Annotated in this window: 16 protein-coding genes and 1 tRNA gene; 9 read left to right on the forward strand and 8 right to left on the reverse strand. The window is 56.3% G+C overall.

Annotation, left to right across the window (positions count from 1 at the left end; all coding sequences use genetic code 11):
* Positions 1–50 precede the first annotated feature (50 nt).
* Positions 51–1730, reverse strand: a complete 1680-nt coding sequence (locus JF535_RS02585) for an NAD-dependent malic enzyme (protein WP_206998709.1) — start codon at positions 1728–1730, stop codon at positions 51–53.
* Between the two features lie 259 nt (positions 1731–1989).
* Here JF535_RS02585 and JF535_RS02590 point away from each other — a divergent pair, with 259 nt between their 5' ends.
* Positions 1990–2379 carry an acyl-CoA thioesterase gene (locus JF535_RS02590; protein WP_066960206.1) on the forward strand — a complete coding sequence of 130 codons (390 nt, stop codon included), beginning with the start codon at positions 1990–1992 and terminating at the stop codon, positions 2377–2379.
* Between the two features lie 26 nt (positions 2380–2405).
* On the opposite strand, the gene JF535_RS02595 is transcribed toward JF535_RS02590, so the two are convergent.
* Positions 2406–3506, reverse strand: coding sequence for a GGDEF domain-containing protein (locus JF535_RS02595; protein ID WP_206998712.1), 1101 nt, complete (start codon positions 3504–3506; stop codon positions 2406–2408).
* 316 nt (positions 3507–3822) lie between these two features.
* Here JF535_RS02595 and JF535_RS02600 point away from each other — a divergent pair, with 316 nt between their 5' ends.
* The 3 genes from JF535_RS02600 (at position 3823) to JF535_RS02610 (ending at position 8534) form a co-directional block, all read left to right on the forward strand.
* A complete protein-coding gene (locus tag JF535_RS02600) occupies positions 3823–4581 on the forward strand; it encodes a VIT1/CCC1 transporter family protein (protein WP_206998715.1) in 759 nt (252 codons plus the stop codon).
* Positions 4582–4731: 150 nt separating this feature from the next.
* Complete coding sequence (locus tag JF535_RS02605; protein WP_206998717.1) at positions 4732–5298, forward strand: glutathione S-transferase family protein; 567 nt, start codon at positions 4732–4734, stop codon at positions 5296–5298.
* A 701-nt stretch (positions 5299–5999) separates the two neighbouring features.
* The gene (locus JF535_RS02610) at positions 6000–8534 is read left to right on the forward strand and encodes a TonB-dependent receptor plug domain-containing protein (RefSeq protein WP_242523559.1); all 2535 of its coding nucleotides are present in this window, start codon (positions 6000–6002) and stop codon (positions 8532–8534) included.
* 69 nt (positions 8535–8603) lie between these two features.
* Here the strand turns inward: JF535_RS02610 and typA are convergent, their stop codons facing one another.
* Together typA and JF535_RS02620 are read right to left on the reverse strand one after the other, a co-directional pair.
* On the reverse strand, positions 8604–10412 hold the full coding sequence (typA, locus tag JF535_RS02615; protein ID WP_206998719.1) for a translational GTPase TypA: 1809 nt from the start codon (positions 10410–10412) through the stop codon (positions 8604–8606).
* Positions 10413–10699: 287 nt separating this feature from the next.
* Positions 10700–10786 (reverse strand) — tRNA-Leu (locus JF535_RS02620).
* Between the two features lie 225 nt (positions 10787–11011).
* Between JF535_RS02620 and ppc the strand changes: the two genes are divergently transcribed.
* A complete protein-coding gene (gene ppc / locus JF535_RS02625) occupies positions 11012–13669 on the forward strand; it encodes a phosphoenolpyruvate carboxylase (protein ID WP_206998722.1) in 2658 nt (885 codons plus the stop codon).
* Positions 13670–13777: 108 nt separating this feature from the next.
* On the opposite strand, the gene JF535_RS02630 is transcribed toward ppc, so the two are convergent.
* The 3 genes from JF535_RS02630 to JF535_RS02640 all read right to left on the reverse strand — a co-directional run bounded on the left by JF535_RS02630 (position 13778) and on the right by JF535_RS02640 (position 17670).
* Positions 13778–14161, reverse strand: coding sequence for a VOC family protein (locus JF535_RS02630; RefSeq protein ID WP_206998724.1), 384 nt, complete (start codon positions 14159–14161; stop codon positions 13778–13780).
* A 222-nt stretch (positions 14162–14383) separates the two neighbouring features.
* Positions 14384–16279 (reverse strand): acyltransferase family protein, encoded by a 1896-nt coding sequence (locus JF535_RS02635; RefSeq protein ID WP_206998726.1) that lies wholly within the window; start codon positions 16277–16279, stop codon positions 14384–14386.
* Positions 16280–16323: 44 nt separating this feature from the next.
* The gene (locus JF535_RS02640; RefSeq protein WP_206998729.1) at positions 16324–17670 is read right to left on the reverse strand and encodes an oligosaccharide flippase family protein; all 1347 of its coding nucleotides are present in this window, start codon (positions 17668–17670) and stop codon (positions 16324–16326) included.
* A gap of 786 nt (positions 17671–18456) precedes the next feature.
* Between JF535_RS02640 and JF535_RS02645 the strand changes: the two genes are divergently transcribed.
* The 3 genes from JF535_RS02645 to JF535_RS02655 all read left to right on the forward strand — a co-directional run bounded on the left by JF535_RS02645 (position 18457) and on the right by JF535_RS02655 (position 22147).
* A complete protein-coding gene (locus JF535_RS02645) occupies positions 18457–20124 on the forward strand; it encodes an alkaline phosphatase family protein (protein ID WP_242523658.1) in 1668 nt (555 codons plus the stop codon).
* A 5-nt stretch (positions 20125–20129) separates the two neighbouring features.
* Positions 20130–21059, forward strand: coding sequence for a glycosyltransferase (locus tag JF535_RS02650; RefSeq protein WP_206998750.1), 930 nt, complete (start codon positions 20130–20132; stop codon positions 21057–21059).
* Between the two features lie 68 nt (positions 21060–21127).
* Positions 21128–22147, forward strand: a complete 1020-nt coding sequence (locus JF535_RS02655; RefSeq protein ID WP_206998753.1) for a hypothetical protein — start codon at positions 21128–21130, stop codon at positions 22145–22147.
* Positions 22148–22162: 15 nt separating this feature from the next.
* Here JF535_RS02655 and thiI read toward each other — a convergent pair whose 3' ends face one another.
* Positions 22163–23629: a tRNA uracil 4-sulfurtransferase ThiI gene (thiI, locus tag JF535_RS02660; RefSeq protein ID WP_206998756.1), complete on the reverse strand. Its 1467-nt coding sequence runs from the start codon at positions 23627–23629 to the stop codon at positions 22163–22165.
* 360 nt (positions 23630–23989) lie between these two features.
* Here thiI and glnA point away from each other — a divergent pair, with 360 nt between their 5' ends.
* The gene (gene glnA / locus JF535_RS02665) at positions 23990–25396 is read left to right on the forward strand and encodes a glutamate--ammonia ligase (RefSeq protein WP_066960262.1); all 1407 of its coding nucleotides are present in this window, start codon (positions 23990–23992) and stop codon (positions 25394–25396) included.
* Positions 25397–25518 lie beyond the last annotated feature (122 nt).

The following is a 25518-nucleotide window of genomic DNA, read 5'->3' on the forward strand; positions in this document are numbered from 1 at the left end:
CTGCCCGGTACAAGCAGCGCCGGGCAACGATGGTTGGCAAAAAATCGGGCTTAGAACGCCACGCGGCGATAGCGCCGGTAATTCGGCGACCAGAAGTTTTTTTCGATATTCATCGCCAGTTTCTCGGAAGTAATCCCCGGTGCCACGCCGTCTTCCTGGGCCTGCAGGCCCACGGCCATGGCGATGGCCTTGCCCACCGCGCGGATGTCGGACAGCGAGGGCAGCAGCGCACCGCTGCCCTTCTGAACCACCGGCGCATGTTCCGCCAGCGCATTGGACGCGGCCATCAGCATATTTTCGGTGACGCGATTGGCGTTGGCGGCGATCACGCCGAGGCCGATACCCGGGAAGATGTACACATTGTTGCACTGGGCAATGGGGTACTTCTTGCCGTTGAGCTCTGCCGGCTCGAACGGACTGCCGGTGGCCACCATGGCCTCCCCGCCGGTCCACTCCAGCACTTCCTGGGGGGTGGCTTCCGCGCGCGAGGTGGGGTTTGACAGCGGCATCACCAGTGGGCGCTTGCAGCCCTTGTGCAGGGCCTCGATTACCGGCTGGGTAAACAGACCGCCCTGGCCGGAAACACCGATGAGAATCGTGGGCTTTACGTGCTCGATCAGGGTTTGCAGGTCCCACTCGGGTGACTGCGGGTATTTGTCGGTGCTCTGTGCCAGTTTTTGCTGGAAATCGTGCAGGCCCTTCATGTCACCGGTGACCAGTCCGTAGCGGTCGAACATGAAGATACGTTCCCGGGCTTTGGCGTCACTCAGACCCTCGTTGACCATCGCCGACACGACCTGTTCGGCGATGCCGCAGCCGGCAGAACCTGCGCCCACCACCAGTACTTTCTGCTTGGCCAGTGACTCGTCCTTGGCCTTGCACGCCGCCAGCATGGTGCCAAGCGCCACGGACGCGGTGCCCTGAATATCGTCATTGAAGCAGCATACCTGGTCGCGATAGCGCTGCAGGATGGGCATGGCGTTGGTCTGGGCAAAGTCCTCAAACTGGATCAGCACCTTGGGCCAGCGACGTTTGACCGCGGCGATGAACTCCTCGATAAACTCGTCGTATTCCTCCTGCGAGATGCGCTCGTTGCGCCAGCCCATGTACATGGGGTCGTTCAGCAGGGTGCGGTTGTTGGTGCCCACGTCCAGGGTGACCGGCAGGGTGTAGGCTGGGCTGATGCCGCCACAGGCGGTGTACAGCGACAGCTTGCCGATGGGGATGCCCATCCCGCCGATCCCCTGGTCGCCGAGGCCGAGGATTCGCTCGCCGTCGGTGACCACGATCACCTTCACATTCTCCTTGGTGGCGCTGCGCAGGATGTCGTCCATGTGCTTGCGGTCCGGATAGGACACAAACAGGCCGCGGTGATTGCGGTAGATGTTGGAGAACTCCTCACAGGCGGCACCCACCGTCGGCGTGTAGATAATCGGCAGCATCTCTTCGATATGCTGCTCGATCAGGCGGAAGAACAGTGTCTCGTTGTCGTCCTGGATCGCACGCAGGTAAATGTGGCGCTCCAGGTCGGTGCGGCACTGCTGGTACTGGTGGTAGGCGCGGCGCACCTGCTCGGTAATGGATTCCACGTTGTTGGGCAGCAGGCCAATCAGGTTGAACTCGATGCGCTCCTGCAGGGAGAAGGCACTACCCTTGTTGAGCAATGGGATTTCCAGCAGGGAGGGACCGGCATGGGGGATATACAGTGGACGTTTGTCTTTCTGGCTCATAAAAACAGCAAGGAATTCGAAGTTGAAATTTGGGCTCTGCGCAGTGTTGCGCCTTGTCGTATAAGAGACGCACAAGAGGCGCACAAGAGACGCGCTACGGGCTCTTTGTAGCGTAGCGGATCAGGGGCCGGCATTTTACGCTGGAGTGACGCTATGTGTCTTTTGAATTGGCGAAAACGCCCGCCGTTTCGGCCCCACTGGCCCATATCGCGCAGGGCTGCTTAAATGACGGCCTTTCCATCCGCAAATGAGGACACCGATGTTCACTTACCAGGTCGAGCCACGCTTCAGCGAAACCGACGCCCTCGGGCATATCAACAATACGGTCGTGCCCGTATGGTTCGAGCAGGGGCGCACGCCCATTTTCCAGCTGTTCAACCCCGAGCTCAATCTGCGCCAGTGGAACCTGATCCTGAAAAAGATGGAAGTGGATTTTGTGGCCCAGATCTACCTGTATTCACCGGTGGAGATCCGCACCACCCTGAGCGCCGTGGGCAATACTTCGATGACTATTCACCAGGAGATCTGGCAAAACGAAAAGCTGGTGGCGCAGGGGGATTGCGTGATGGTGCACTTCGATTACCAGAAGCAGACGAAGGCGCCGATTCCGGACGAGGTGCGGGAAAAGCTGATCCCGCATCTTGCCTGAGTGGATGTTACGGGGATTGAGAATGACTAGGCGCCAACCACCTGGTTGCGCCCGGCCGTCTTGGCGCGGTACATGCGTGAATCCGCCTCTGCCAGCAGGTGGCTGTGGTTCGGTTCCGCCGCACCGCCCTCGGCCACGCCAAAACTGATGGAGATGCGCGCACTCTCCGCATAGCTGTCACTGAGCGCCGCGACTTTTTTACGCAATTTTTCCGCCAGTATGCCGCCGCCTTCGACGTCCGTATTCGGCAGCAGGATCAGAAATTCCTCACCGCCCCAGCGTGCGACTATGTCGTCGCTGCGGGTGTTCTCCCGCAACACCTTTGCCACATCCTGCAAAACGCGGTCACCGAAACTGTGCCCAAAGGTATCGTTGATGGTCTTGAAGTTGTCCAGGTCGCCAATCAGCACCGAGTAACGCCCGGCCAGCTCCCGGTTGCGACGCTCCAGCTCGGAAATGGCCTTGTAGGCTTCGCGGCGGTTGGACAGCCCGGTCAGGGCATCGGTACAGGCGTGATTCTCCAGCTCCGCGGTGAGCTGGTGCAGCATCTTTTGTGTCTGGTGGCGGCTGCTGTCGAGAATCGCGGTCAGCGCGGTTAGCGCGCCGAACACGGCAATAAAGCGCGCGCGGTGAGCGGTATCGTATTGCGCCAGCAGGCCGGGGAAGTCCGGGTAGAACAGGATCAGTGCGGTTGCACCACCAATACCGGCGAGGGTGACCGTGCCCCATTTATAGCCGTACAGGTTGATGAACCCCGGCACCAGCATCACCGCCCACATCAAGCCGGTGTTGTTCACGCCGCCCGACAACAGCAGGTAGAAATAGAGCACCAGGAGCAGGGCGCCCACCAGCAGCGGCGTCTTGCGGCTCGGGCCCGCCACGTTCACGCCGATGTAGGCCAGCAGGATGATGCCCGCAACCGCGAACAGTGTGGTGGCCAGAAATAGATCGGCGCCCATCAGTGCGATCACGCCCATGGCACCGGTAATGGCCAGGGAAAAAATTAGCATGTAGCCGGAGGCCTGGATGCGGCGGCGCAGCTCCAGACCCCGTACACGGCTGATCGGATCGGTGCTGTTGGTGTCGCGATCGTGCGCGCTACTGGTCGATGTCGCTGCGAATTCCATAATCTCAATAATGCGTTCCGGCCAACTACATCGGGCAGGTGATACCAGTCCCGGTAGAGGGACGCCAGCGGGCTATAGTAAAGGCGAACGGGTTTGGCGCAGAGAGTGCCGTGGGGCGCGGTCAACCGATTTGTGATGCTGTTCTCAATATTGGGGGAGGCTCCGGTCAGTAAGTACTCGCCGTTGCCAGAGTGCCCGCCGGCTCGAGAGTTCGTTGTCGGCCCGCCGGTACTATTCGTGCAAAATCTGCTCCACCTGAGGCGTGGGTTTTGCGTGTCATCAATTTAATGTGTCTTAACTGGGGCCTGGCCTGGCGATGAATACCTCCCGACGTCGACAACTGCAGCGTGAGCATCAGCCGGACAACATTGCGCGCCGCCTTGCCATGCCTCCCAGGCCCGAGCGCCTGTCGGATATGGTGCTGGGTGGGATTGATGGCTGTATCACCACGTTTGCCATTGCTGCCGGTGCGTTTGGGGCTGGTTTTTCGCCACTGGTGGTGCTTGTTATGGGCATGGCCAATCTGTTGGCCGACGGTATTAGCATGGCCGTGAGCAATTATGAAGCGGTCAACGCACAGCAGCGCTTTGTGGAAAATGCCCGCCGTACCGAAGAGGAGCATATCCACTTGGTACCCGAAGGGGAGCGGGAAGAAGTGCGGCAGATCTACGCGAGAAAGGGCTTCAGTGGCGAAAGCCTCGAGCAGATTGTGGACAAGGTCACCGCCAACCGGGGCCTGTGGATAGATACCATGCTGAGTGAAGAGTACGGGCTCAGTCGCGTTGCGCCGAATCCACTGGCCTCTGCATGGTGGACGTTTGTCGCCTTTATCGTGGTGGGGGTGATTCCGTTACTGCCATTTCTGGTGCCCGGGTTGGCGTTCTCCCAGCAATTCATTGTCAGCAGCCTGCTGGCGGGGCTGGTGTTTTTCGCCATTGGCCTGCTGAAGGGGTGGGTTTACCGCAGCTCGCTGTTGCGAGCGGGCTTGACCACCTTTCTACTGGGCGGCTGTGCGGCGGCGGTGGCCTTTATCGTGGGGCATCTGGTGCAACAGGCATTTGGTGGCCTCGGGTAAACACGCGTTGCGCAAGCACAGGTATAACAGCATGCGGTGCGTTTCCTCTGTGGGGCGGCGGGATTGACGGATTGCCGATACTGCGTTTTTTCGCCATGATCATCCACTGTTTTCCGCACCGCCTAACTCAGAATCAGGAATACTCTCCGCATGAAACTCTATGGAAGCTTTACCTCGCCGTATGTTCGCCATTGCCGTATCGCGTTAATGCAATCAGGGCTCGATTGGGAAATGGTCGAACTGGATATCCATGGAAACGAGGCGCCGGGTACGCCCACCTTGCGGGTGCCCTTCCTGGAAGACGGCGCACTGAAATTGACCGACTCCACACCCATTGTGAAATACGTGCGGGAAAAAGCGGGTCAGGTCTTCATTCCGGATGCGCAGGACCTCGATCGCTATTGCCTCGCCAATACCCTGCTCGACTCGGCCATTAACCTGTTCCTGCTGGAGCGCAGTGGCTTGGATCTGAACGCCAATGCCTATACCCGCCGGCAGCAGCTGCGCATCGAGCGGATTCTTGCTGAGCTGGATTCGGCGCCGCTACCGCAAGTGGGTGAGCTGGATGACGCGGATTATCGGGTAGCGGTCGGCGTTGCCTGGGGGCAATTCCGCAACCGCTTTTCCATCGATGGTCGCGATAACCTGCAGCGCCTGCTGGATATCGCTGACCAGGATCCAACCTTTGCCGACAGCGCACCCACTATCAGCGCCTGAGTATACCTGTCGCTTTTCGGGAGCCTTTCGGTCAAGTAGTCGCGCATATTTTGTTGTGGACGCGGGCTTCGACGACGGGTTCCATATCGCGAGCAGTGCCGCGCCGGAATTGGAAGTGCGCTTTTAATAAAACGTAAGTAAAAAACGGGGCCAAGTGGCCCCATTTTTTTGACCAATAAATTCGGAAATTCGGATCGCGTAAAGAAGTTGATGCCGTTCCAATGCGGCGCGCTATAAATTTCGCGCCAATTCGCACCAAAGAGTTGCGCCCGATAAGCCTGCGCATGATTTTGGTGCGCGCTGGAATCGCTCGCTGCAAAATGCAGCATGGATAAATACGTAAGCGGCAACGCCACCTGAAATTTTTCGGGGCCGCGAAAAAACTAAATGAAGACGGAATTTCTGTCGTCGGAAGAGTTAGCGGAAGTCGACGATGAATTGTGTGAGCTGTCGACGAATACCCGAAGATACGCGCTTTTCCGACTTTGTCAAATGTACTGTCTTTGATGGCTCTCGTGATATTTATTATTAATTTGGCAAATAGGCTTTTGTGTAGACTTAACGACAATAATGTTTTTCAATAAATCTGTTCTTAGGGGTGAATGCCTCACCTTTTACGTACATTGTGACAATTTCGCGAATTTAACCTCTACGTCGAAATTTTGCTCCACAAAAAAATAAACGCCAAACGGAGAGATACTATGAAGGTCCAACAACTTGTTACGTCCCTTTCGCTGGTCGCGTTGGCCGGCAGCCTGGGCATGCCTGCCTATGCGCAGACCGGCGACACAAGCCAGCAGGTGATCGAAGAAGTGGTTACCGTGGGCACCAGAACCAAAGCCCGCTCCGTGACCGAGTCCCCGGTGCCGGTGGATGTGCTCAACGCCAATGACCTGGCGAAATCCGGCAGCAGCGACATGCTCGACCTGCTGAAAGGCTCCGTGCCGTCCTTTAATGTCCACGACCAGCCGATCAGCGACGCTGCTTCGATGATCCGTCCGGTGAACATGCGTGGTCTTTCTTCGGACTCAACCCTCATTCTGGTGAATGGCAAGCGCCGTCACCGCGCGTCCGTGATTGCCTTCCAGGGCGGCGGCCTGAACGATGGTGCCCAGGGACCGGATATCTCGGTAATCCCCAGCATCGCGCTCAAGCAGGTCGAAGTACTGCGTGACGGTGCGGCGGCCCAGTACGGCTCCGACGCCATCGCCGGGGTGATGAACTTTGTACTGAAGGATGATGCCGAGGGCGGTTCCCTGGAAGTTAAATCCGGCGAATTTTTCGAGGGCGACGGCCAGACCACAACCATGTCGGGCAACTATGGCATGCCCATGACCGACTCCGGTTTCCTGAATTTAAGCTTCCAGCTGAAAAATGCCGACGACACCTCGCGCTCGGTGCAGCGCCCGGATGCTCAGGAAATGATCGATGCGGGCAATACCGCGATTGCGGATCCCGCGCAAATCTGGGGCTCGCCCAAGATCGAAGATGACCTGACCCTGTTCGGTAATTTCGGCATCGACCTGAAAGATGGCAGCGAAATTTACGCGTTCGCCAACTACTCCAATCGCATGGTCGACGGCGGTTTCTATTACCGTAACCCGAATGGCCGTGAAGGTGTTTACACCGACGGCGATGGCATTCGACTGGTCGGTGCACTGGACGGCAATGCGGCGAGCTGTGATGCCTATCGCACAACGCCGGTGGCGGATGGCTCGGATATGGTGACTTCCGGACTGACGGCAGACGCTAATTGCTTCGTCTTCAACAAAATGATTCCAGGCGGTTACACCCCCCGCTTTGTCGGCGATATTACCGATACGTCCATTACCGCTGGGCGTCGCGGTGAATTCACCGACGGCTTCATGCAGGGCTGGAATTATGACGTCAGCGGTTCTGTTGGCCGCAACGAAGCGCAGTTCGGTCTTAACAACACCATCAACCCGTCGTTCGGCCCGGACAGCAAGCGCAATTTCGAAACCGGCGCTTACATCCAGCTGGAAAAGACCTTCAACTTTGACGTGCAAAAGCAGTTCGATTCCCTGAGCCTGGCGATGGGTACCGAGTGGCGTGAAGAATCCTTCCAGATCATTGCCGGTGAAGGCATGTCCTGGCAGGTGGGCCCGCTGGCTGAACAGGGCTTCAATATCGGTTCGCACGGTTTTGCCGGCTTCTCCATCGACTCCGCAGGCACCGCAGAGCGCCGCAACTACGCGCTGTACGTCGATGCGGAAAATCAGTTTACCGATAATCTGCTGGTGAGTGGTGCACTGCGCTACGAGGACTTCGACACCTTCGGCGATACCGCCAACTACAAGCTGGCGTTTAACTGGCAGCTGACCGACAACGTCGCCTGGCGCGGCTCGCACAGCACCGGTTTCCGTGCGCCGACCATGGGGCAGGCCTCTGTGGTCAACACCCAGACCTCCATCGTGGGCGGCCAGTTGACCCAGGCACAAACCCTGCCGGCTCCCAAGCTGGGTGAAGCGGAGTTGACGCCAGAAGAGTCGGTGAACTTCGCCACTGGTCTCGTTATGTCCGCAGGTCCGGTTGATCTGACCATCGATGCGTTCTACATCGAAGTGGAAGACCGTATTGCGCTGACCGATAACGCCGCACCCACCGACGCCCAGCGCGCGGCGATGGCGGCCGCCGGTGTGCCTAACCCGGAGCTGATCGGACAGATCAATTACTTCGCCAATGACTTCGATACCGAAACCACCGGTGTGGATGTGGTGGCCACCTATGGTGCAGACCTGTTTGGCGGTACCACTGATTTCAGCATGGCGTACAACTGGACCAAGACCGAGGTAAAAGGCGGTGACGCCACCTGTGGCGGTGCCTTTGTGAATAACCAGGGTGAAATCTGTAAAGCGGTGCGTCTGGAGCGCGGACTGCCGGAGCACCGCGCTTCCTTCACCATGGCGCAAAACTGGGACAAACTCAGTGCCTTCGTGCGTGCGAACTTCTACGGTGAGTACGTTGGGGTGCACGCCGACTGGTTTGGCGAGCAGCTGGGTTCCGAGTTTACCCTGGACATGGAAGCTTCCTACCAGGCGACGGAATCCGTATTCCTGACTGCCGGTGCATCCAACCTGCTGGATGAGAAAGGCGGCAAGATCGATGGCTCCATCGTCGGAGCGCCGGATAACGTGCTGGGTGGTGTGTACTACGAAACCTCCCCGTACGGTATTGGCGGTGGCTTCTACTACCTGAAAGCAAGCTATGAGTTCTGATTCATTGCTCTGTTTTACAGGTTAAAAAAAAGCGCCCCTCGGGGCGCTTTTTTTATGTTCCTGCAAGTATTACTTCTTGGCGCGCTTGCGCATGTTTTCCTGCAGGATCTTCTTGCGGATGCGGATGCTTTCCGGCGTCACTTCCACCAGCTCGTCGTCTTCGATGAATTCCAGTGCCTGCTCCAGGGTGTGACGGATGGGCGGTGACAGGGTCAGCGCATCGTCGGTACCGGAAGCGCGCACGTTGGTGAGCTGCTTGGCCTTGGTCGGGTTAACCACCAGGTCGTTGCCGCGGGAGTGAATGCCGATCACCTGGCCTTCATACACTTCCTCACCGTGGCCCAGGAACAGGCGGCCGCGATCTTGCAGGGCGAACAGGCCGTAGGCCAGGGTCTTGCCCTTGGTCATGGACACCAGTACACCGTTGATACGCTTGGCCACATCGCCCACCTTCACCGGACCGTAGTGGTCGAAGATGCTGGTCATGATGCCGGAGCCACTGGTGATGGTCAGGAACTGGGAGCGGAAACCGATCATGCCGCGGGACGGTACGATAAAGGTCAGGCGCACGCGGCCCTTGCCGTCCGGTTCCATGTTGGTGAGGTCGGCCTTGCGCAGACCCAGCTCTTCCATGATTGGACCTTGGTGCTGCTCTTCAACGTCGATCACCACCTGCTCGTAAGGCTCGTGGATTTCGCCGTCGACTTCTTTCTGTACCACTTCCGGGCGGGATACACCCAGCTCGAAGCCTTCGCGACGCATGGATTCGATCAGGACCGACAGGTGCAGCTCACCGCGGCCGGAGACCTTGAACTTGTCCGGGGAATCGCCCTGCTCCACACGCAGTGCCACGTTGTGGATCAGCTCCTGGTCCAGGCGATCCTTGATGTTGCGCGAGGTTACGTATTTGCCTTCTTTACCGGCAAACGGTGAGTCGTTCACCTGGAAGGTCATGCTCACGGTGGGCTCGTCTACCGACAGCGGCGGCAGTGCTTCCGGGTGATCCGGGTTACACAGGGTATCGGAGATGTTCAGCTCGCCCACGCCAGTGATACACACGATATCGCCGGCGCTGGCCTGTTCCACTTCCACGCGCTCCAGGCCCAGGTAACCCATGACCTGCAGTACCTTGGCTTTGCGCTTGTTCTCGTCGCGGTCGAGGATAACCACCTGCTGGTTCGGCTTCAGGGTACCGCGCTTGATGCGGCCCACGCCGATCACGCCCACATAGCTGTTGTAGTCCAGCGCAGAAATCTGCATCTGGAACGGGCCGTCCAGGTCGACCTTGGGCGGCTCAACCTTGTCGACGATCATCTGGAACAGCGGGGTCATGTCGTCGGCCATATCGGTCTCGTCGAGGCCGGCAATACCGTTCAGGGCGGAAGCGTAGATGACCGGAAAGTCCAGCTGCTCTTCGGTGGCGCCGAGGCTGTCGAACAGGTCGAATACCTGATCCATTACCCAATCCGGACGCGCACCCGGGCGGTCGATCTTGTTGATCACCACGATGGGGTTCAGGCCCTGCTCAAAGGCCTTGGAGGTCACGAAACGGGTTTGCGGCATGGGGCCGTCTACCGCGTCCACCAGCAGCAGTACCGAGTCCACCATGGACAGTACGCGCTCAACCTCACCGCCGAAGTCGGCGTGCCCGGGGGTGTCCACGATGTTGATGCGGTAATCGTTCCAGCGGATCGCGGTGTTCTTGGCGAGGATGGTAATACCGCGCTCTTTTTCCTGATCGTTGGAGTCCATCACGCGCTCGGAGTCGGCGCTGCGGCGGTCGAGAGTGCCGGACTGCTGCAGCAGCTTGTCCACCAGGGTGGTTTTGCCGTGGTCAACGTGGGCGATGATCGCGATATTGCGAAGATTGTCTATCACTGGGGGCCTCTGGGCGTATTGCGTGATTGGGGGTGGCTTCCCGCCAGTGCTAACTGGGCTAAAGAGTAGGAGTCACACCTGAGAATTTGGTTGGGCGGGGATGGGGCTGAGGTTTGGTACAGCGGCTATCCGGCCAAGGCGCGGCATTATAGAGGTGAAATGTGGCAATTGGGAGTTGATTTGGTGAAAATTTGTTCGGAAATGCGCGCCGCGGGGTGAAGTCAGCCGAAAAGGCGCTGACAGCGGAACCATACAGGGCTGAAATGCGGGTATTCAGAGAGAAGAGATGGTGCCCAGGAGAAGACTTGAACTTCCACGACCGTAAGGTCACTAGCACCTGAAGCTAGCGCGTCTACCAATTCCGCCACCTGGGCATCAACGGCGTGTGCCGCTGAGGGTGCGCACTATAGCGATTTTCTTGCGTGAGTCAATTGTCTGTTGTGACCCGGTAGTGCGCGCTGGATCGCCTGGAGAATTGCCGGGCTGTTTCATGCGAATCTTGTAGTTTTTTTACAGAAGATGCCGTCAGGGCATCTCAAAGGCCCGCAAAATATGTAAAAATAACGCGAAAATTTATTCCGGCCAGGGGGAGATATTCCATGGATCAAGACCAAAATGCGCCCTTGAGGGAAGATGTTCGTCTATTGGGTGAGGAGCTGGGGACGGTATTGCGCTCGCAGGCGGGTGATTCCCTGTACGCGACGGTGGAGACCATCCGGCAGGTGGCGGTAGAGAGCCGCAGCCATGGGGAAATGCCTGTAGGAAAACTACGGGAATTGCTGGACCCGCTGGATGACGAGACCCTGTTGGAGGTCGCCCGGGCCTTCAGTCAGTTCCTCAATCTGGCCAACCTCGCCGAACAGCGCCACCGTGAGCGCCTGCGCCGCCGGCATGAGCGTTTCCCCGGAGATCCTGACACCGACCGCGGTCTGCGTCAGGTACTGGCTGAGCTGAAGAAAGCGAATCTGGATCAGTCGCAGGTGCTGGATGTGCTTTCCAATCTCTCTGTCGAGCTGGTGCTTACCGCCCACCCCACCGAAGTGACCCGCCGCACCCTGATCCGTAAATACGACCAGATTGCCGACCGGCTGGCGGAGCTGGACAGGCCCGACGCTACCCCGGAGGAGCGCGACCACCTGCGCCGCCTGTTGCGCGAGCAGATTCTCTCCGCCTGGAGCACCGATGAAATCCGCCGCGAGCGCCCCACCCCGGTAGACGAGGCCAAGTGGGGCTTTGCCACCATCGAGCAATCGCTGTGGCAGGCGGTACCCCAGGGGATGCGGGATATTGAGGAGGAGCTTGCGCTGGCCGGTCTGGACCCGCTGCCGTCTGACTGGGTGCCGATCCGGTTTGCCTCCTGGATGGGCGGTGACCGCGATGGTAACCCCAATGTCACCGCCGCGGTAACCCGACAGGTATTGACCCTGGCGCGCTGGATGGCCGCCGACCTGTACCTGCGGGACGTGGAAAACCTGCTGGCAGACCTGTCCATACATCGCGCCAGCGACGAGTTGCTGGCGCGCACCGGCCCCAGCCCCGAGCCCTACCGGGTGCTGCTGCGCGCAGTGCGTGATCGTCTGCGGCTGACACGCGAGGTAATGGAAGCGAGGGTCAATGGTGCTGCCGAACCTGACGGGGAAATCTATGCCAGTGGTAGCCAGCTGTATGACGAGTTAAGTCTGATCGATCGCTCCCTGCGCGCCGTCGGTCTCGCCGCCATTGCTGACGGCCAGCTGAAAGACACCCTGCGCCGTCTGAACTGTTTCGGTATCACCCTGCTGCGCTTGGATATCCGTCAGGAGTCCACCCGTCATACCGATGCCATCGATGCCATCACCCGCTTCCTCGACCTGGGCAGCTATGCCAGCTGGGGTGAAAAGGTGAAGCAGAAGTTTCTGCTGAGCGAGCTGGAAAGCCGTCGTCCGCTGGTGAATGGCGCCTTTTTCGAAAGCGAGTTCTGTACCGAGGAAGTGCGCGAGGTGCTCGACACCTGCAGGGTGATCGCCGAGCAGGGCCCGGAGGGTCTCGGCGCCTATGTGATCTCCATGGCAAAAACCTCATCCGATGTACTTGCGGTCATGCTGCTGCAGAAAATAGGTGGGGTAAAAGCACCGATGCGGGTGGTGCCCTTGTTTGAGACGCTGGACGACCTGAACAATGCCTTCACTACCATGAGTGCATTGCTGGAAATCCCGTTTTATCGCGAGCGGGTCAAGGGTGGTCAGGAAGTCATGATTGGCTACTCCGACTCCGCCAAGGATGCCGGATTCCTCGGTGCGGCCTGGGCCCAGTTCCGCGCCCAGGAAGCGCTCACCGGTATCTTCCGCGAGCATGGCATACCGCTCACCCTGTTCCACGGGCGCGGTGGTTCCATTTCCCGCGGCGGCTCACCCACCCGCATGGCGCTGCTGTCCCAGCCTCCGGGTTCTGTGGCTGGCCGTATCCGCGTGACCGAGCAGGGGGAAATGATCCGAGTGAAATACGGGCGCCCATCCGTGGCGGCCTACAACCTGGAGCAATATATTGCGGCGACCCTGGAGGCCACCCTGTTGCCGCCGGCAGAGCCGCGTCCGGAATGGCGCGCGGAAATGGACCGCCTGACCCAGGCTTCCGTGGGCGCCTACCGGGAGGTGGTACAGGATGACCCGGCCCTGGTTTCCTATTTGCGCACGGTCACCCCGGAAACCGAGCTGAGCCGCCTTGCCTTGGGCAGCCGGCCCGCGCGCCGCAAACCCGGTGGCGGTGTGGAAACCCTACGGGCGATTCCGTGGGTGTTTGCCTGGACGCAAATGCGCTTGATGCTGCCGGCTTGGCTGGGGACTGGCGCCGCCCTGGAAACCGGCCTGGAAAACGCGCCGCAGACCCTGCGCGCGATGAGTGACCAGTGGCCGTTCTTCCAGACCGTGGTGGATATGCTGGAGATGGTGCTCGCGAAATCCGACACGCGCGTGGCGCTCTGGTATGAGGAGCGCCTGACGGATGATGCCGAGCTGCAGCGCCTGGGGGTGGAATTGCGCAGCCGCCTGGCGCGTACCGTTGCCGCGCTGAGCGAGCTCACCGGCCGCGACAGCCTGCTGGACAACAACCCGGTGATGCGCTGGTCCATCCGCGTGCGCGACCCTTATACCGACCCGTTGCACTTGCTGCAGGCAGAACTGATGGCGCGTTTGCGCACCCGGGAGGACGACCCGGTGCTAGAGAGCGCCCTGATGGTCACCATCGCCGGTATCGCCGCGGGAATGCGCAACACCGGGTGAGTATATCGGGCCGGGTTGGGACTCGGTCCGGTACCATTCCGAAACAAAAAAAGCCCGGCGACTAGCTCGGGCTTTCTTGTTTCTTCGGCGCGGGCAGTGAAAGCGTATTCAGCTCTCTATGCGCTTCAGCGCGCAAATCTTGTTGCCCGCAGGGTCGCGCAGATACGCCAGGTACAGCTTCATGCCGCCCCCTTCACGCACCCCGGGCGCGTCTTCACAGGTGGTTCCGCCGTTGGCAAGACCCGCGGCGTGCCACTGATCCGCCTGCTCAGGGCTCTTCACTGAAAAACCGACAGTGCTGCCATTGCCGCAGCTGGCAGGCTTGCCGTCGATGGGTTTGGAAAGTGCGAACACACCGGTATCAGTGAAATAGAAGCAGCGGCCCTTTTCATCGATTACACCGGGCTTGTAGCCGAGCACTCCGAGAATCGCATCGTAAAATGCCTTGGATTCCTGAATATCGTTAGCGCCGAGCATGATGTGACTGAACATCTTCATTCCTTGTGGCTGGGAAATTGTGCCGTTGAGCTTAGAGCAAACCGGGGAGAAGGAAAACCGCAATCCACCCATGATGATCCACTAATGATGAAAAGGGCTTTGATTGATCGCGCAGTTGAGCGGGGATCGCAGTCCGTCCAGGTAGTATCAAATTCTTAAACTATTGTGATACTGCGTAGGGAGCAATGTGAGGCGTCGCAAGTGAAATGCGCCCGGTCACCGGCTGATAATTTCTCGAGATAGAATCTTCGCCGCTGCGAGGGAGGGATGGTCATCATCGTAGTACAGTGGTCTGCCGCCCTTGACTGCATAGCAAAACGCACTGTCGCAAAATAACTTCTCGGGCTGGATAAAATGCACATTTTCCGGATATTCGGTCGTGTCAAAATGGTGCAATATCCAGCTGTTTCTGCTGTGGTAATAATCAAGGGTTATGCCCGGGATTTCCGACAGAGACATACCATCGTCCATCGCCTGATTGATTAGATGCTGGATGCTAGTGCCGAGTTCAGGCATGGGATAGATGACGAACACCTTTTCTTTCTTGCCGGCCAGTGTCCGGATAATCTTGTCCAGGGACTCGGTCATGGACGTGACCGCGGGAGACGTCGGTTGCGGCGGAAGGTCCGGATAGGCCTCTATATTGTCTCCCCAAAAGGCAAAGGACCAGCGATGCCCGACTACCACATTCTCAATGCTTGGGTGATCAACGATATATTGCAGCGAAGCATCGTACCAGTCGGCACATTCACTAATGCCATTCTCGAGCTGAAATGACGGTGGGCAACCGGAGAAACTAAAGTGCTTGAGCCCTTCTCCTTTGTCTTGCAATTGTTTTGCGAGCTCATACGCAAGTTCAATAGTGTGGCTATCACCGAGAGTCGCCCAGCGGATGGAGTCTGCAAAGTATTCGCAGGACTGCTCGGGTGGGCGATATTCCGAAATATGGCATTGTGAGCGATGTGGGCTGGTAAGGCCTGCCTGCTCATGCAAGTCATTAAACATCGGAGGGAAGCGAGTCTCTACCCCGTCAGTGCGGAAGACCGCAAAGGCAAACAAGCCTGACGCCAGCAAGATCAGCGCGGGTCTGGATAGGGCTGCCTTATGTAATTGGTGATAACTGGGAAGCCTTATTGTCTCTACGTATCGATAGCTCATCCAGCCCAGCAAAAGCGTCAAGGCAAAGCCGGGCACCCACCAGTGCGCGACGGAAAGCTGCAGTCCCAGGACGGCAACGGGCCAGTGCCAGAGGTATATGGAATAAGACCGCTTGCCAATGAATTGCAATGTCGCGTTATTGGTAAGCAGGCTATCCTGCCGGTTCGCCAGAATAAGCAAATATGCTCCCAATGCGGGAGCCAGGGCGTGGTAGCCGGGCCATGGCGTGCTGCTATCCACCAGCAGGTAGGTTAGTACGATGAGCGCGAGCCCTGCCGCTTCCAGCGCACGACGATAAAGCGGTGACAGATTAATCGGGAAGGCATAGGCAATACCCCCAAGCATCAGCTCCCATGCTCTGGTGGGCAGGAGGAAGTAGGCTGCGTCAGGCCAACTGAATGTCACGATGCAGCCGAAGGCAAAAGCACCCACGGTGAAAAGGAGTAGCGACCACTTGATTTTGGTTAAAGAGAAAAAGCGGCCAAGCGCTGCGAGTATCAGTGGATACAGGATATAGAACTGCCACTCGACAGATAGCGACCAGGTGTGCAGGAGCCACTTCTCGTGCGAGGCAGCATCAAAATACCCAGACTCGCGCCAATACAATATATTTGAAAAAAAACCAAGGCTTGCCACGGCATGTTTGCCGAGCATCTCGAGCTCAGGAGGGTACAAATAAACGTATCCAAAAAAAAGCACGCTAATACAGAGGATGGCAAGTGGCGGGATTATTCTGTTGGCTCGCGCAACATAAAATTCAATGATATTAAACGTGCGATTCTCAATTCCAGAAAAGATGATTCCGGTCATAAGGAATCCGGATATTACAAAGAATACATCAACGCCAGAGAATCCACCGGGCAATGTGTCGGGCAGAAAATGAAACAGGACAACGGCGATGACAGCCCAGCCACGCAGGCCGTTTATGTCGAGTCGAAAGTTGCCTCTAGCCAATGTCCACTCTCCCAGCGTGAAAAGTCATTTCTGATCTCATCGCTTTAAATCAACCTGGAAAGCCCAAAGCTCAAGGCAATGACTGCGAAAAATGAAGCGTCCAGCTTCCATAGCCAGAGATTGTGACGACGGTATATTCGGATCTCCAGACAATAGTTGGCAATACTGGCAGCGACGGTTGCATATATGACACCCGGAACGCCAAAGTAAACCCACCCAATCAGCATCGACGTGAATACCACCCCGGTCTTCACGGCAACAATGCCCGTAAACGTCTTCGAGTCACCTCTGCTTAGAAGAAATGGCCCCACTTTTGTCGCAACACGGATGGCAACACCCAGTGCCAGCGCTTCCAGCATCCATCCTGCGTTAACATATCGATCGTCGTACAAAAACGTTATGATTTCTTGACCGAAAATTACGAAAAACAGAGTGATAAATAGGCAGAAACTACCGAGATTCAGGCGCATTTTAAATGCATGAGAACGGATGGTTTTGATGTCTGCATCCTGAACCTTACTGTATATCGGCATCATGACTTTGCTGCTAATGCTATTCGAAATGCTTTCTGGGAGTTGTGCCAGCGTGAAAGCGATCACATATACGCCAAGCTCAGTCATTGTCAAAACTTTACCCAGAAAGAGCTTGTCCATCTGGTTGGCAAAAAATCCTATAACGGACGAAATAAAAATCCATTTACCAAACCGGATTATTTCTGTGAGGTGTGGTCCGCTGACACGGAACGTGTGCCGATGCTCAGCATCTAGATAGATGTGATTCAGTATCACTGACAGCAGAGTGCTCAGTATGCTGCCCGCGACAAGCGCCCAGATGGTGGGATAAAAATAGCTCCAGACGACCATGACCAGCGTAGCAAAGATCTGGGTTGCTATCTGGATTACGGTCTGCTTACCAATGGAAAGATTTTTTTCAGCGGTCGCGAATGCCGTTGTCTGGAAACCTTGGATCAATGCGCTAATGCCCAGTGCCGCCAGTACCGGAAAAAGTGTGGGCTCTTCATACACAAGCGAGATGGGGTAGGCTAGCAGCAGGCAAATCAAAAATATAAAAGCTCCCCGAATTATCTGCACAGTCCAGGCGGTATTCAGGAAGTCGTCGTTGCCGGTTGACTTTTGACGAACAATTGAGGTTTTTATGCCGATGTCGCTAAACATTACCATGCCGGTAATGAAGACCTGTGCGAGCGCCATAAGCCCAAACATATCGGGCGCGAGCAGGCGTGTGAGGATCAGGTTGGAGAGCAGTCTTATCAGTTGCCCAGAGCCATAGCCAATAAGCGTCCAGCCCGCGCTGCGAATGCCGCGAAACTTGGTCGAATTGCTGTGTCTCAGACTTTGTAGAAGCGCCGAGCCACGATTGGCGATCAACATTAAAACGTCCTTGTTATCTCAACAGCCTGATTGAAGGGTGAGGCTGGGCTTGCCGAATCCACTTGAAGCAGGTCCGGCCTAAATCTGATTCTTCCGCTTGGGTGTGCAGGCGAATAGCTTTTGTCAGCGTTATTCGCCCGGCCGCAATGATGTTGCGCTAACATCCGGGTTGTTGCTGTAGCATCAATGGCTGGGCATCCGGCAAGTAGATCGCCCTCTAAATATTACATGCTAACGAAGGTAGTGCCGACACAATGCCTTCAGGCCCCAGGCTTCCTAGGTGCCGGAGATGGATAGAAGACTTGTCAGCAAGAAATGAGCCAAACTGAAAGGCGCATTACTCAGGTATGCGTTCCCCTGCAATGGCATAAGCGTTTAAACCGGCGCCAAAAAGATGCAGGCCCCGCCACACGCGTAAGGATTCCTTTATTGTCGCGAAACCACCGGCACCTAAAAAAGAGCACGCCACCCAGCTTACCGATACCGCTTTTGCACCACCGCGAACGCGGGGTGAATTACGTCACATTTTTTCTTCAAATTCAACAGGCATGACCGTACCATAGGCGGCAATGTCTCGGTGACAAGGAAGTGTTATGGGAGGTGCTAAGCCGGTTTTCGCGGCTATTGCCACCTCTTTGAGGTTGCCGGTCTTCTGCCTGCACTAATACGCAAAGCATTCCGTAAAAGGCCTGCAAAGAGGCTGGACTTTTTTGGAATTCGGTCTCATCGCGAGTCAGTGCCAAAGATAAAAATTATCAAGTAATCACAAAACAGGGAGGGTTCGTGATGCATCCGGTTGTTGCCTTGGGGTTGGATTCTGCTGATTCAGTGGCCATTGAGCGCTGGGTTGAAAGTGGAGAACTGCCAAATATCGCCAAGATTTACCATGCAGGGAAATACTGTGCATTGCGAAATTATGACTGGTATCGCGCAGAAACCCCCTGGACCACGTTTCTTACCGGCGCTTCCCCTGCGGCTACGGGTTACTGGTCGCCTATTAAGTATGACGCTAGTACCTACAAAACGAAACTTATTCATAGTTTTGATTTTAAGAAATATCGTCCGTTTTACGCGAAGATGCCGGGCAAGAAAGTGGCAGTATTCGATATGCCACAGACCGCAATCGATCAGTCCGTGGATGGTATTCAGGTGTTGGCGTGGGGGACACATTCCGGCCAGACCGCTAGTGTTTCAGAGCCTCCGCAGCTTTGGGACGATATCGTTCAAAAGTACGGGCCCCACCCGCTGTTAAACAACGACGGCGGCAATTGCTATAACTACGCACGAATGTTGCAGCTCTTCGAAGACATGAAGACTGGTATTCAGCGTCGTGCTGATGCCTGTGTCGATCTCATCAAGAATAAGCAGTGGGATTTTTTCCTGACAATCTTTGGAGAAAGCCACGTGGCCGGACATTATTTCTGGCATCTCGGCAATAGCCATCCGATCAATGACTTTTTGATGGAAACGGCACCGCGAAATCTCCTTCTCGAGGCTTTCAAGGAGATCGATACAGCGATAGGCCGAATTCTTGAAGTAATGCCACGTAATGCTAGGCTCATGCTGTTCTCGGCCCATGGCATGGGGCCAAATACAATGGATCTTCCAAGTATCGTATTCCTGCCTGAATTCCTATACCGGTGGAACTTTCCTGGAAAGAAGGCAATTGGTGGGGTCTCGCCAAAATTAAATAAACGATCCATAACTCAGGATTTCCAAAAAAAATATGGGATGGCGGGCGCACTTTGGTCTACTACGAAGGAGAGGGGTTGGCTGAAAAATTGGATAAAACGTCTGGTAGCTCCGAACACATATCGGAAAATCGAGTCACATTTATCGCTTAATACCTTGTCCGATTCAATACTGGGTCCTGCGCTTTTGCGTGAATCCGGTCGCGATGAACCTTTTCAATGTCCCAATTGGTATGAGAATCTGCGCCCTGAAATGAAGGCCTTTTCACTTCCCAGTTTTTCGGAAGGCTATATCCGAATTAATCTGAAGGGTCGCGACCGCAATGGAATAGTTTCCCCAGATGAATACGAAGAACTCTGTAATGAGCTGATCCGGGAGCTTTCTGAATTAAAAGATGTGGCGACTCAGGCGAAATTGGTTGATCGAGTCGTTAAGACCCGAAGCAATCCAGAAGACACGGACCCCAATCTTCCGGATGCAGATCTGGTCGTTATTTGGAATGAAGATGTGGTGTCAAATCATGTAGCTTGTGCCTCCATTGGGGAAATTGGTCCGGTTCCCTTCTGGCGGACAGGGAGCCACCGTGCCAACGGATTTGCGGTTCTGTACGGCGATAACACGGATGATGTCGCTTTCCGCGATAGCGGGCATGTTATCGACCTTGGCGAAACCTTTATTACACTCGTCAATGGTACCCCAAGTGGCGATACGGAAGGTGTTTCTCTCGTCAGCACATCAGCGGCGGCGGCGACTGCGGAGTGAGACAGGTGACTGACGTTGCGGTGATTTTGCCGGTTTATAATGCCGGCCATTATCTGGATGCTGCAATTCGGAGCGTTCTGAACCAGACGCATGCGGATTTCACGTTGTGCATTATTGATGATGGCTCCACCGATGGCAGCCGTCGTGTGCTGGAAAAGTATGCGGCGCAAGACGCTCGTATCCGGTTTCGTTCACGTGAAAATAAAGGCTTGATTGATACCCTCAATGAATTGGCGGGAATGATAGGCGCCAGATACCTGATTCGGATGGATGCGGATGATATCTGCGAGCCTCAGCGCTTTGCGGAGCTCGTTGGGTTTATGCAGGCAAATGATGACTGCGTGGCGTGTGGCAGTGAGGTGTTGCTTATAGACCCCTTTGATCGTCCGCTCCGAAAAATGGGTGAGATGTGGGCTCATGAAGAAATTGATGCTGCACATCTTGCTGGTGCAGGAGGTGCCATCATTCATCCTGCAAGTATCATACGGGTGAGTGCATTTAATTCTGTTGGCGGCTATCGAAAAAAATATACTCACGCGGAGGACATCGACCTTTTTCTCCGGCTGGCGGAACAAGGTCGGCTTGCGAACATACCGTTGACGTTACTTCGTTACCGGCAGCACTTTAGTAGTGTCGGCTACTCGAATCGGTTGCAACAAAGGCGCTCGACACTTAATGCCATCCAGGATGCTTATGCGCGAAGGGGTATTGATGGGGTAATCCGGTATGAGCCAGAGGATGCGGAGCCTGTCACCGAGCGCATTGTGTTTTCAAAGTGGGCGTGGTGGGCACTGTCTGCTGGCCATTTGGCGACTGCCCGACACTATGCGACAAAGGTGTTCGCTAAAAATGTATTTTCACTGGGGTCATGGAAGCTCATCGCGTGCGTCCTCCGCGAGTCGCTGAAGCCAATACACGGTTCGAAGCCCGTGTAAGCAGAGCGTTTCATTAATTGATGGGTTGTTACTTCAGCCCAAAGCCAAGGGGTTCAAGGAAGACAAGTATGGACGGCAAGCAAGTCAAGATTGGTATCCTGGTCGTTTATTATCTGGACCCGGCAGAAGAGTGGGTAATTCAGGAGCATTTTCGCAGGCTGGAGGCTTGCTATAAAAACCAGTTCAAGATCTATGCGGCATGCAACCGGCTAGCCCCCGATTTGTGGCACTACCTATCCGGAAGGGAATATATCGAGGCGGTGCCTGTCGTGGATACCGATCTCCGGGGAAGCCAAGAACATATCTGGTATCTGGATCAACTTAAAACAGTCGCCCTGGAAGATGGCTGTGACTACATCTGTACGCTGGACGTCGACAGTTGGCCTATCACGGGAAATGTATTTGATCGTGCGTTGGCGCTACTCGAAGAGCATAACGTGGATTTGATGGCGATTCAGAGGGAGGAAAACGGTGATACATACCTACCGCATCCCTCGTTTATTTTTGCATCCGCACAACTGTTTCGGAATCTGGATTTGCGCTTTGGTGCGCCCTCGAGTGACGCTGATACACGCGAGTTTCATCGGTTTTCTGAAGTGACAAAGCAGCCGTTTGATACGGGCATCGGCGTCGGCTACAAGCTTTGGGAGCATGAAATACCCTGGCTAAAGCTGCTGCGTTCCAACACAGTGGATTATCATTTTCTGATGGGTGGTGTTTATGGTGGGCTGATTTTCCACATGGGCTCCTCCTCCCGTGTGAAAAGGTTCAGAGCGGAAGGCCGACACTGGACCAAGAAATTCGGCGAATGGCTCGCTTCGGTTCCGCTAATATCACGGCAGGCTAAACGCATAGTATTCTGGCTGGAGAAGGTTTTTCCCGACCGGCTTGCGAAGCGAAATATGTTGCTATACCAGGCGATCCGTCGGGACTTGAAAAATAATTCCGCCAGTTTCTATGATGAACTCCAGGGGTTACCCGGCTCACCAGACCCGGCGACCGCCCGAGTTGGTGTCGGTCGAGGGTTGCAGCAGAGGCACGAGTCGACCGGGAAGCGATCGCCGCGTCCCCTGGAGCTGGTACGTTAAGCGCATTACTCAGTGTCAATGCTTCGGTTTCTCAGGCCGATAAACCCCAACATTGCGATACCCCTCATCCAGCAGGTGCGAGGCGTGTAACTGACTCATTACGCCGCGATCGCAGTACAACAGGTAGTGCTTATCCTTATCCAGTTTCTGGAACGCTGTGCTGAGGCGGAAGAAGGGAATGGTTTCCACGGTGGTGTCTTCCAGTTCCAAGGGGTTCACTTCCTCTTCCGTGGGGTGGCGAATGTCGATGACGGTGGCATCACCCGGTTCGGTCACAATATCCACCGGCGGTGCATCTTCACCCAGATCTTGCATTACTTCATCGATGTTCTGCATCACGCGGTTGCCGATGGCGCGGTCAAGCACCGTGAAATCGAATCGGGTTTCCTCGTGCTCTACCTTCTCCATTTTTGCGCGCGTGGTGGGCTTCACGGAAATTACCCCGCAGTACTCCGGCATGTTCGCGGCAAACTCCTCTGTGCCAATGGCGCGGGCGGTGCGAATGATGTCGGTCTTGTCGGAGGTAATCAGCGGGCGCAGGACCAGCGTATCGGTAACGCTGTCGATGACCGATAGATTTTTCAGGGTCTGGCTGGAAACCTGGGCAATGGCCTCACCGGTCACTACTGCGTCCACGTCCAGTTCCTTGGCGACCACCGAGGCGGCGCGCAGCATCATGCGCTTCAGGGTGACACCCATATAGGAGTCGTCGACCTGCTCGAGTATCTCGGCAACCACTTCGTCAAACGGTACGGTGATGAATTTCACCCGATGGGATGCGCCGTATCTTTCCCACAGGTAAAAGGCGACCTCCTTTACCCCCAGCTCGTGCTGGCGGCCTCCCAGGTTGAAGAACAGGAAGTGGGTGCGGATGCCGCGCTTGATGGTCAGGTAGCTGGCAACCGTGGAATCGAAGCCACCGGACACCAGCGATAGCACCGGGTCCTGGGTGCCCAGCGGGAAGCCCCCCAGGCCCTGGTGCAGCTCCTCGATCACGTTCAGCTTGTCGTGGCGGACTTCCAGTTTCACCGTGACATCGGGGTTTTTCAGTTTTACTCCGATGGCATCGGTGTTCTTGTTCAGCCCACCACCTACATACTGCTCCACATCGAGAGACTGGAAGTCGTGCTTGCCGGTGCGTTTGACGCGCACGCAGAACGTCTTGCCGGCGAGCTGCGGGCCCCAGATGGGCAATGTTTTCTGGTAGATGTCGTCCAGGTCGCCGAGCGGGAACTGCTGTACCCGGGCAAAGTTCGCGATACCGGGAGTGTGCGCCAGTACCTCTTCAATACGCTCGGAAAGGTGGGATACTGCATCCGGCGCAATCACGTCGATTTTTTCCCAGTCCTTGTGCACCTTGATGCGATCATCCAGCTGCCGCATTAGTTTGCGCAGGTTGTCGGCCAGCTGCCGCGACATGCGCTTGCGCACTGGATTGCTTTTGATGGTGATCTCTGGGAAAAATTTGACGACAAAGTGCATGGGAGTGTGCCGGAAACGCGGTTGAATGTGAGGCCAAGGAAGGAGTTATAGCCTTCCCGGCAAAGGTGGCGAATTATAAACTCGCTAAGGGGATTTTGCTTGCAGCACCAATTTGGTGCTCGCGGTGACTTGATGGCCCCAAATCGGTGCATTTCTGTCTTGGGGGGCACCAACATTGTGACTATCGTGGGGGCTCGCTGGTGGTGAATCACCGAAAACCCGTGGTTGTCACCGGATTTCGCGGGCCCGAGGCCGCTTTATGCCTGTTTGCCCCAATTTGGCACACTCCTTGCTTTTACTGTTGCCACAAGACAACGCGAATTGGCGCGATACATAAATTTTCATTCTTGGAGGACTGCAATGTCAGCGAAAACGCTCGGACTGATCAAAGAGAGCGAAGCCAAATGGGTAGACCTGCGCTTCACCGATACCAAAGGTAAGGAACAACACGTTTCTCTTCCGTCCAAGGAAGTTGATGGCGAGTTCTTCGAAGAAGGCAAGATGTTCGACGGTTCCTCTATCGCGGGCTGGAAGGGTATTAACGAATCCGACATGATCCTGATGCCGGACGATGAAACCTCTTTCCTGGACCCCTTCACCGATGAAGCGACCGTAATCATTCGCTGTAACATCGTTGATCCGATCACCGGCCAGGGCTACGAGCGCGACCCGCGTTCCATCGCGCTGCGCGCCGAGGAATACCTGAAGTCCACTGGTTACGGTGACACCGCGCTGTTCGGTCCGGAGCCCGAGTTCTTCGTATTCGACGACATCACCTGGGGTGCCGAAATGGGCGGCGCCTTCTACAAGATCAACTCTGAAGAAGCGGCCTGGTCTTCCGGTGCCTCTTTCACTGACGGCAACATGGGCCACCGCCCGGGCGTGAAAGGCGGTTACTTCCCGGTTCCGCCGGTTGACTCCCTGCACGACATCCGTGCTGCCATGTGTTCCGCCATGGAAGCCATGGGCCTGGAAATCGAAGTACATCACCACGAAGTGGGTACTGCGGGCCAGTGTGAAATCGGCGTTGGCGCCAACACCCTGACCAAGAAAGCGGACGAAGTACAGATCCTGAAGTACGCGGTACACAACGTAGCCCACGCTTACGGCAAAACCGCTACCTTCATGCCCAAGCCGCTGGTGGGTGACAACGGTTCCGGTATGCACGTGCACCAGTCCTTCAGCAAGGACGGCGTGAACCAGTTCGCCGGTGACGCCTATGCTGGCCTGTCTGAAACTGCCCTGTTCTACATCGGCGGTATCATCAAGCACGCGCGCGCCCTGAACGCGATCTGTAACTCTTCCACCAACTCCTACAAGCGTCTGGTTCCGGGCTTCGAAGCGCCGGTTATCCTGGCCTACTCTGCGCGCAACCGCTCTGCGTCTATCCGCATTCCGTTCGTGCCGAGCCCGAAAGGCAAGCGCATCGAGACTCGCTTCCCGGATCCGACCGCCAACCCGTACCTGGCCTTCGCAGCCCTGCTGATGGCTGGCCTCGACGGCGTGAAGAACAAGATCCACCCGGGCGACGCAGCCGACAAGGACCTGTACGACCTGCCGGCGGAAGAGCTGGCCGAGTACCCGACCGTGGCTTCCAGCCTGGAGCAGGCCCTGGACGCACTGGATCAGGACCGCGCCTTCCTGACCGAAGGTGGCGTATTCACCGACGACGCTATCGATGCGTTCATCGAGCTGAAGCGCGAAGAAGTACAGCGTGTGAACATGACCACTCACCCGGTTGAGTTCGAACTGTACTATTCAGTATAAAGATCAGTATAAAGACGCCGCAGGCGCCTCCTTTTAAAACCCTATTTGGGGTTAAAACGGAGTATCATCGGAGCGCCGCCGCCGGCCCATGCATCTGCAAGGTCTGGTGAGAACGGTGCAAA

Origin of the sequence: Microbulbifer salipaludis (genome assembly GCF_017303155.1) — a bacterium.
Lineage (GTDB): Bacteria > Pseudomonadota > Gammaproteobacteria > Pseudomonadales > Cellvibrionaceae > Microbulbifer > Microbulbifer salipaludis.

Excerpts from the sequence above, each read along its gene's own strand:
- JF535_RS02585 (WP_206998709.1), bottom strand. The coding sequence starts at position 1,730 with ATGAGCCAGAAAGACAAACGTCCACTGTATATCCCCCATGCCGGTCCC.
- JF535_RS02655 (WP_206998753.1), top strand. The coding sequence starts at position 21,128 with ATGGACGGCAAGCAAGTCAAGATTGGTATCCTGGTCGTTTATTATCTG.
- glnA (WP_066960262.1), top strand. The coding sequence starts at position 23,990 with ATGTCAGCGAAAACGCTCGGACTGATCAAAGAGAGCGAAGCCAAATGG.
- JF535_RS02645 (WP_242523658.1), top strand. The coding sequence starts at position 18,457 with ATGCATCCGGTTGTTGCCTTGGGGTTGGATTCTGCTGATTCAGTGGCC.
- JF535_RS02595 (WP_206998712.1), bottom strand. The coding sequence starts at position 3,506 with ATGGAATTCGCAGCGACATCGACCAGTAGCGCGCACGATCGCGACACC.
- JF535_RS02630 (WP_206998724.1), bottom strand. The coding sequence starts at position 14,161 with ATGTTCAGTCACATCATGCTCGGCGCTAACGATATTCAGGAATCCAAG.
- ppc (WP_206998722.1), top strand. The coding sequence starts at position 11,012 with ATGGATCAAGACCAAAATGCGCCCTTGAGGGAAGATGTTCGTCTATTG.
- thiI (WP_206998756.1), bottom strand. The coding sequence starts at position 23,629 with ATGCACTTTGTCGTCAAATTTTTCCCAGAGATCACCATCAAAAGCAAT.
- JF535_RS02605 (WP_206998717.1), top strand. The coding sequence starts at position 4,732 with ATGAAACTCTATGGAAGCTTTACCTCGCCGTATGTTCGCCATTGCCGT.
- JF535_RS02590 (WP_066960206.1), top strand. The coding sequence starts at position 1,990 with ATGTTCACTTACCAGGTCGAGCCACGCTTCAGCGAAACCGACGCCCTC.
- JF535_RS02600 (WP_206998715.1), top strand. The coding sequence starts at position 3,823 with ATGAATACCTCCCGACGTCGACAACTGCAGCGTGAGCATCAGCCGGAC.
- JF535_RS02610 (WP_242523559.1), top strand. The coding sequence starts at position 6,000 with ATGAAGGTCCAACAACTTGTTACGTCCCTTTCGCTGGTCGCGTTGGCC.
- JF535_RS02640 (WP_206998729.1), bottom strand. The coding sequence starts at position 17,670 with ATGTTGATCGCCAATCGTGGCTCGGCGCTTCTACAAAGTCTGAGACAC.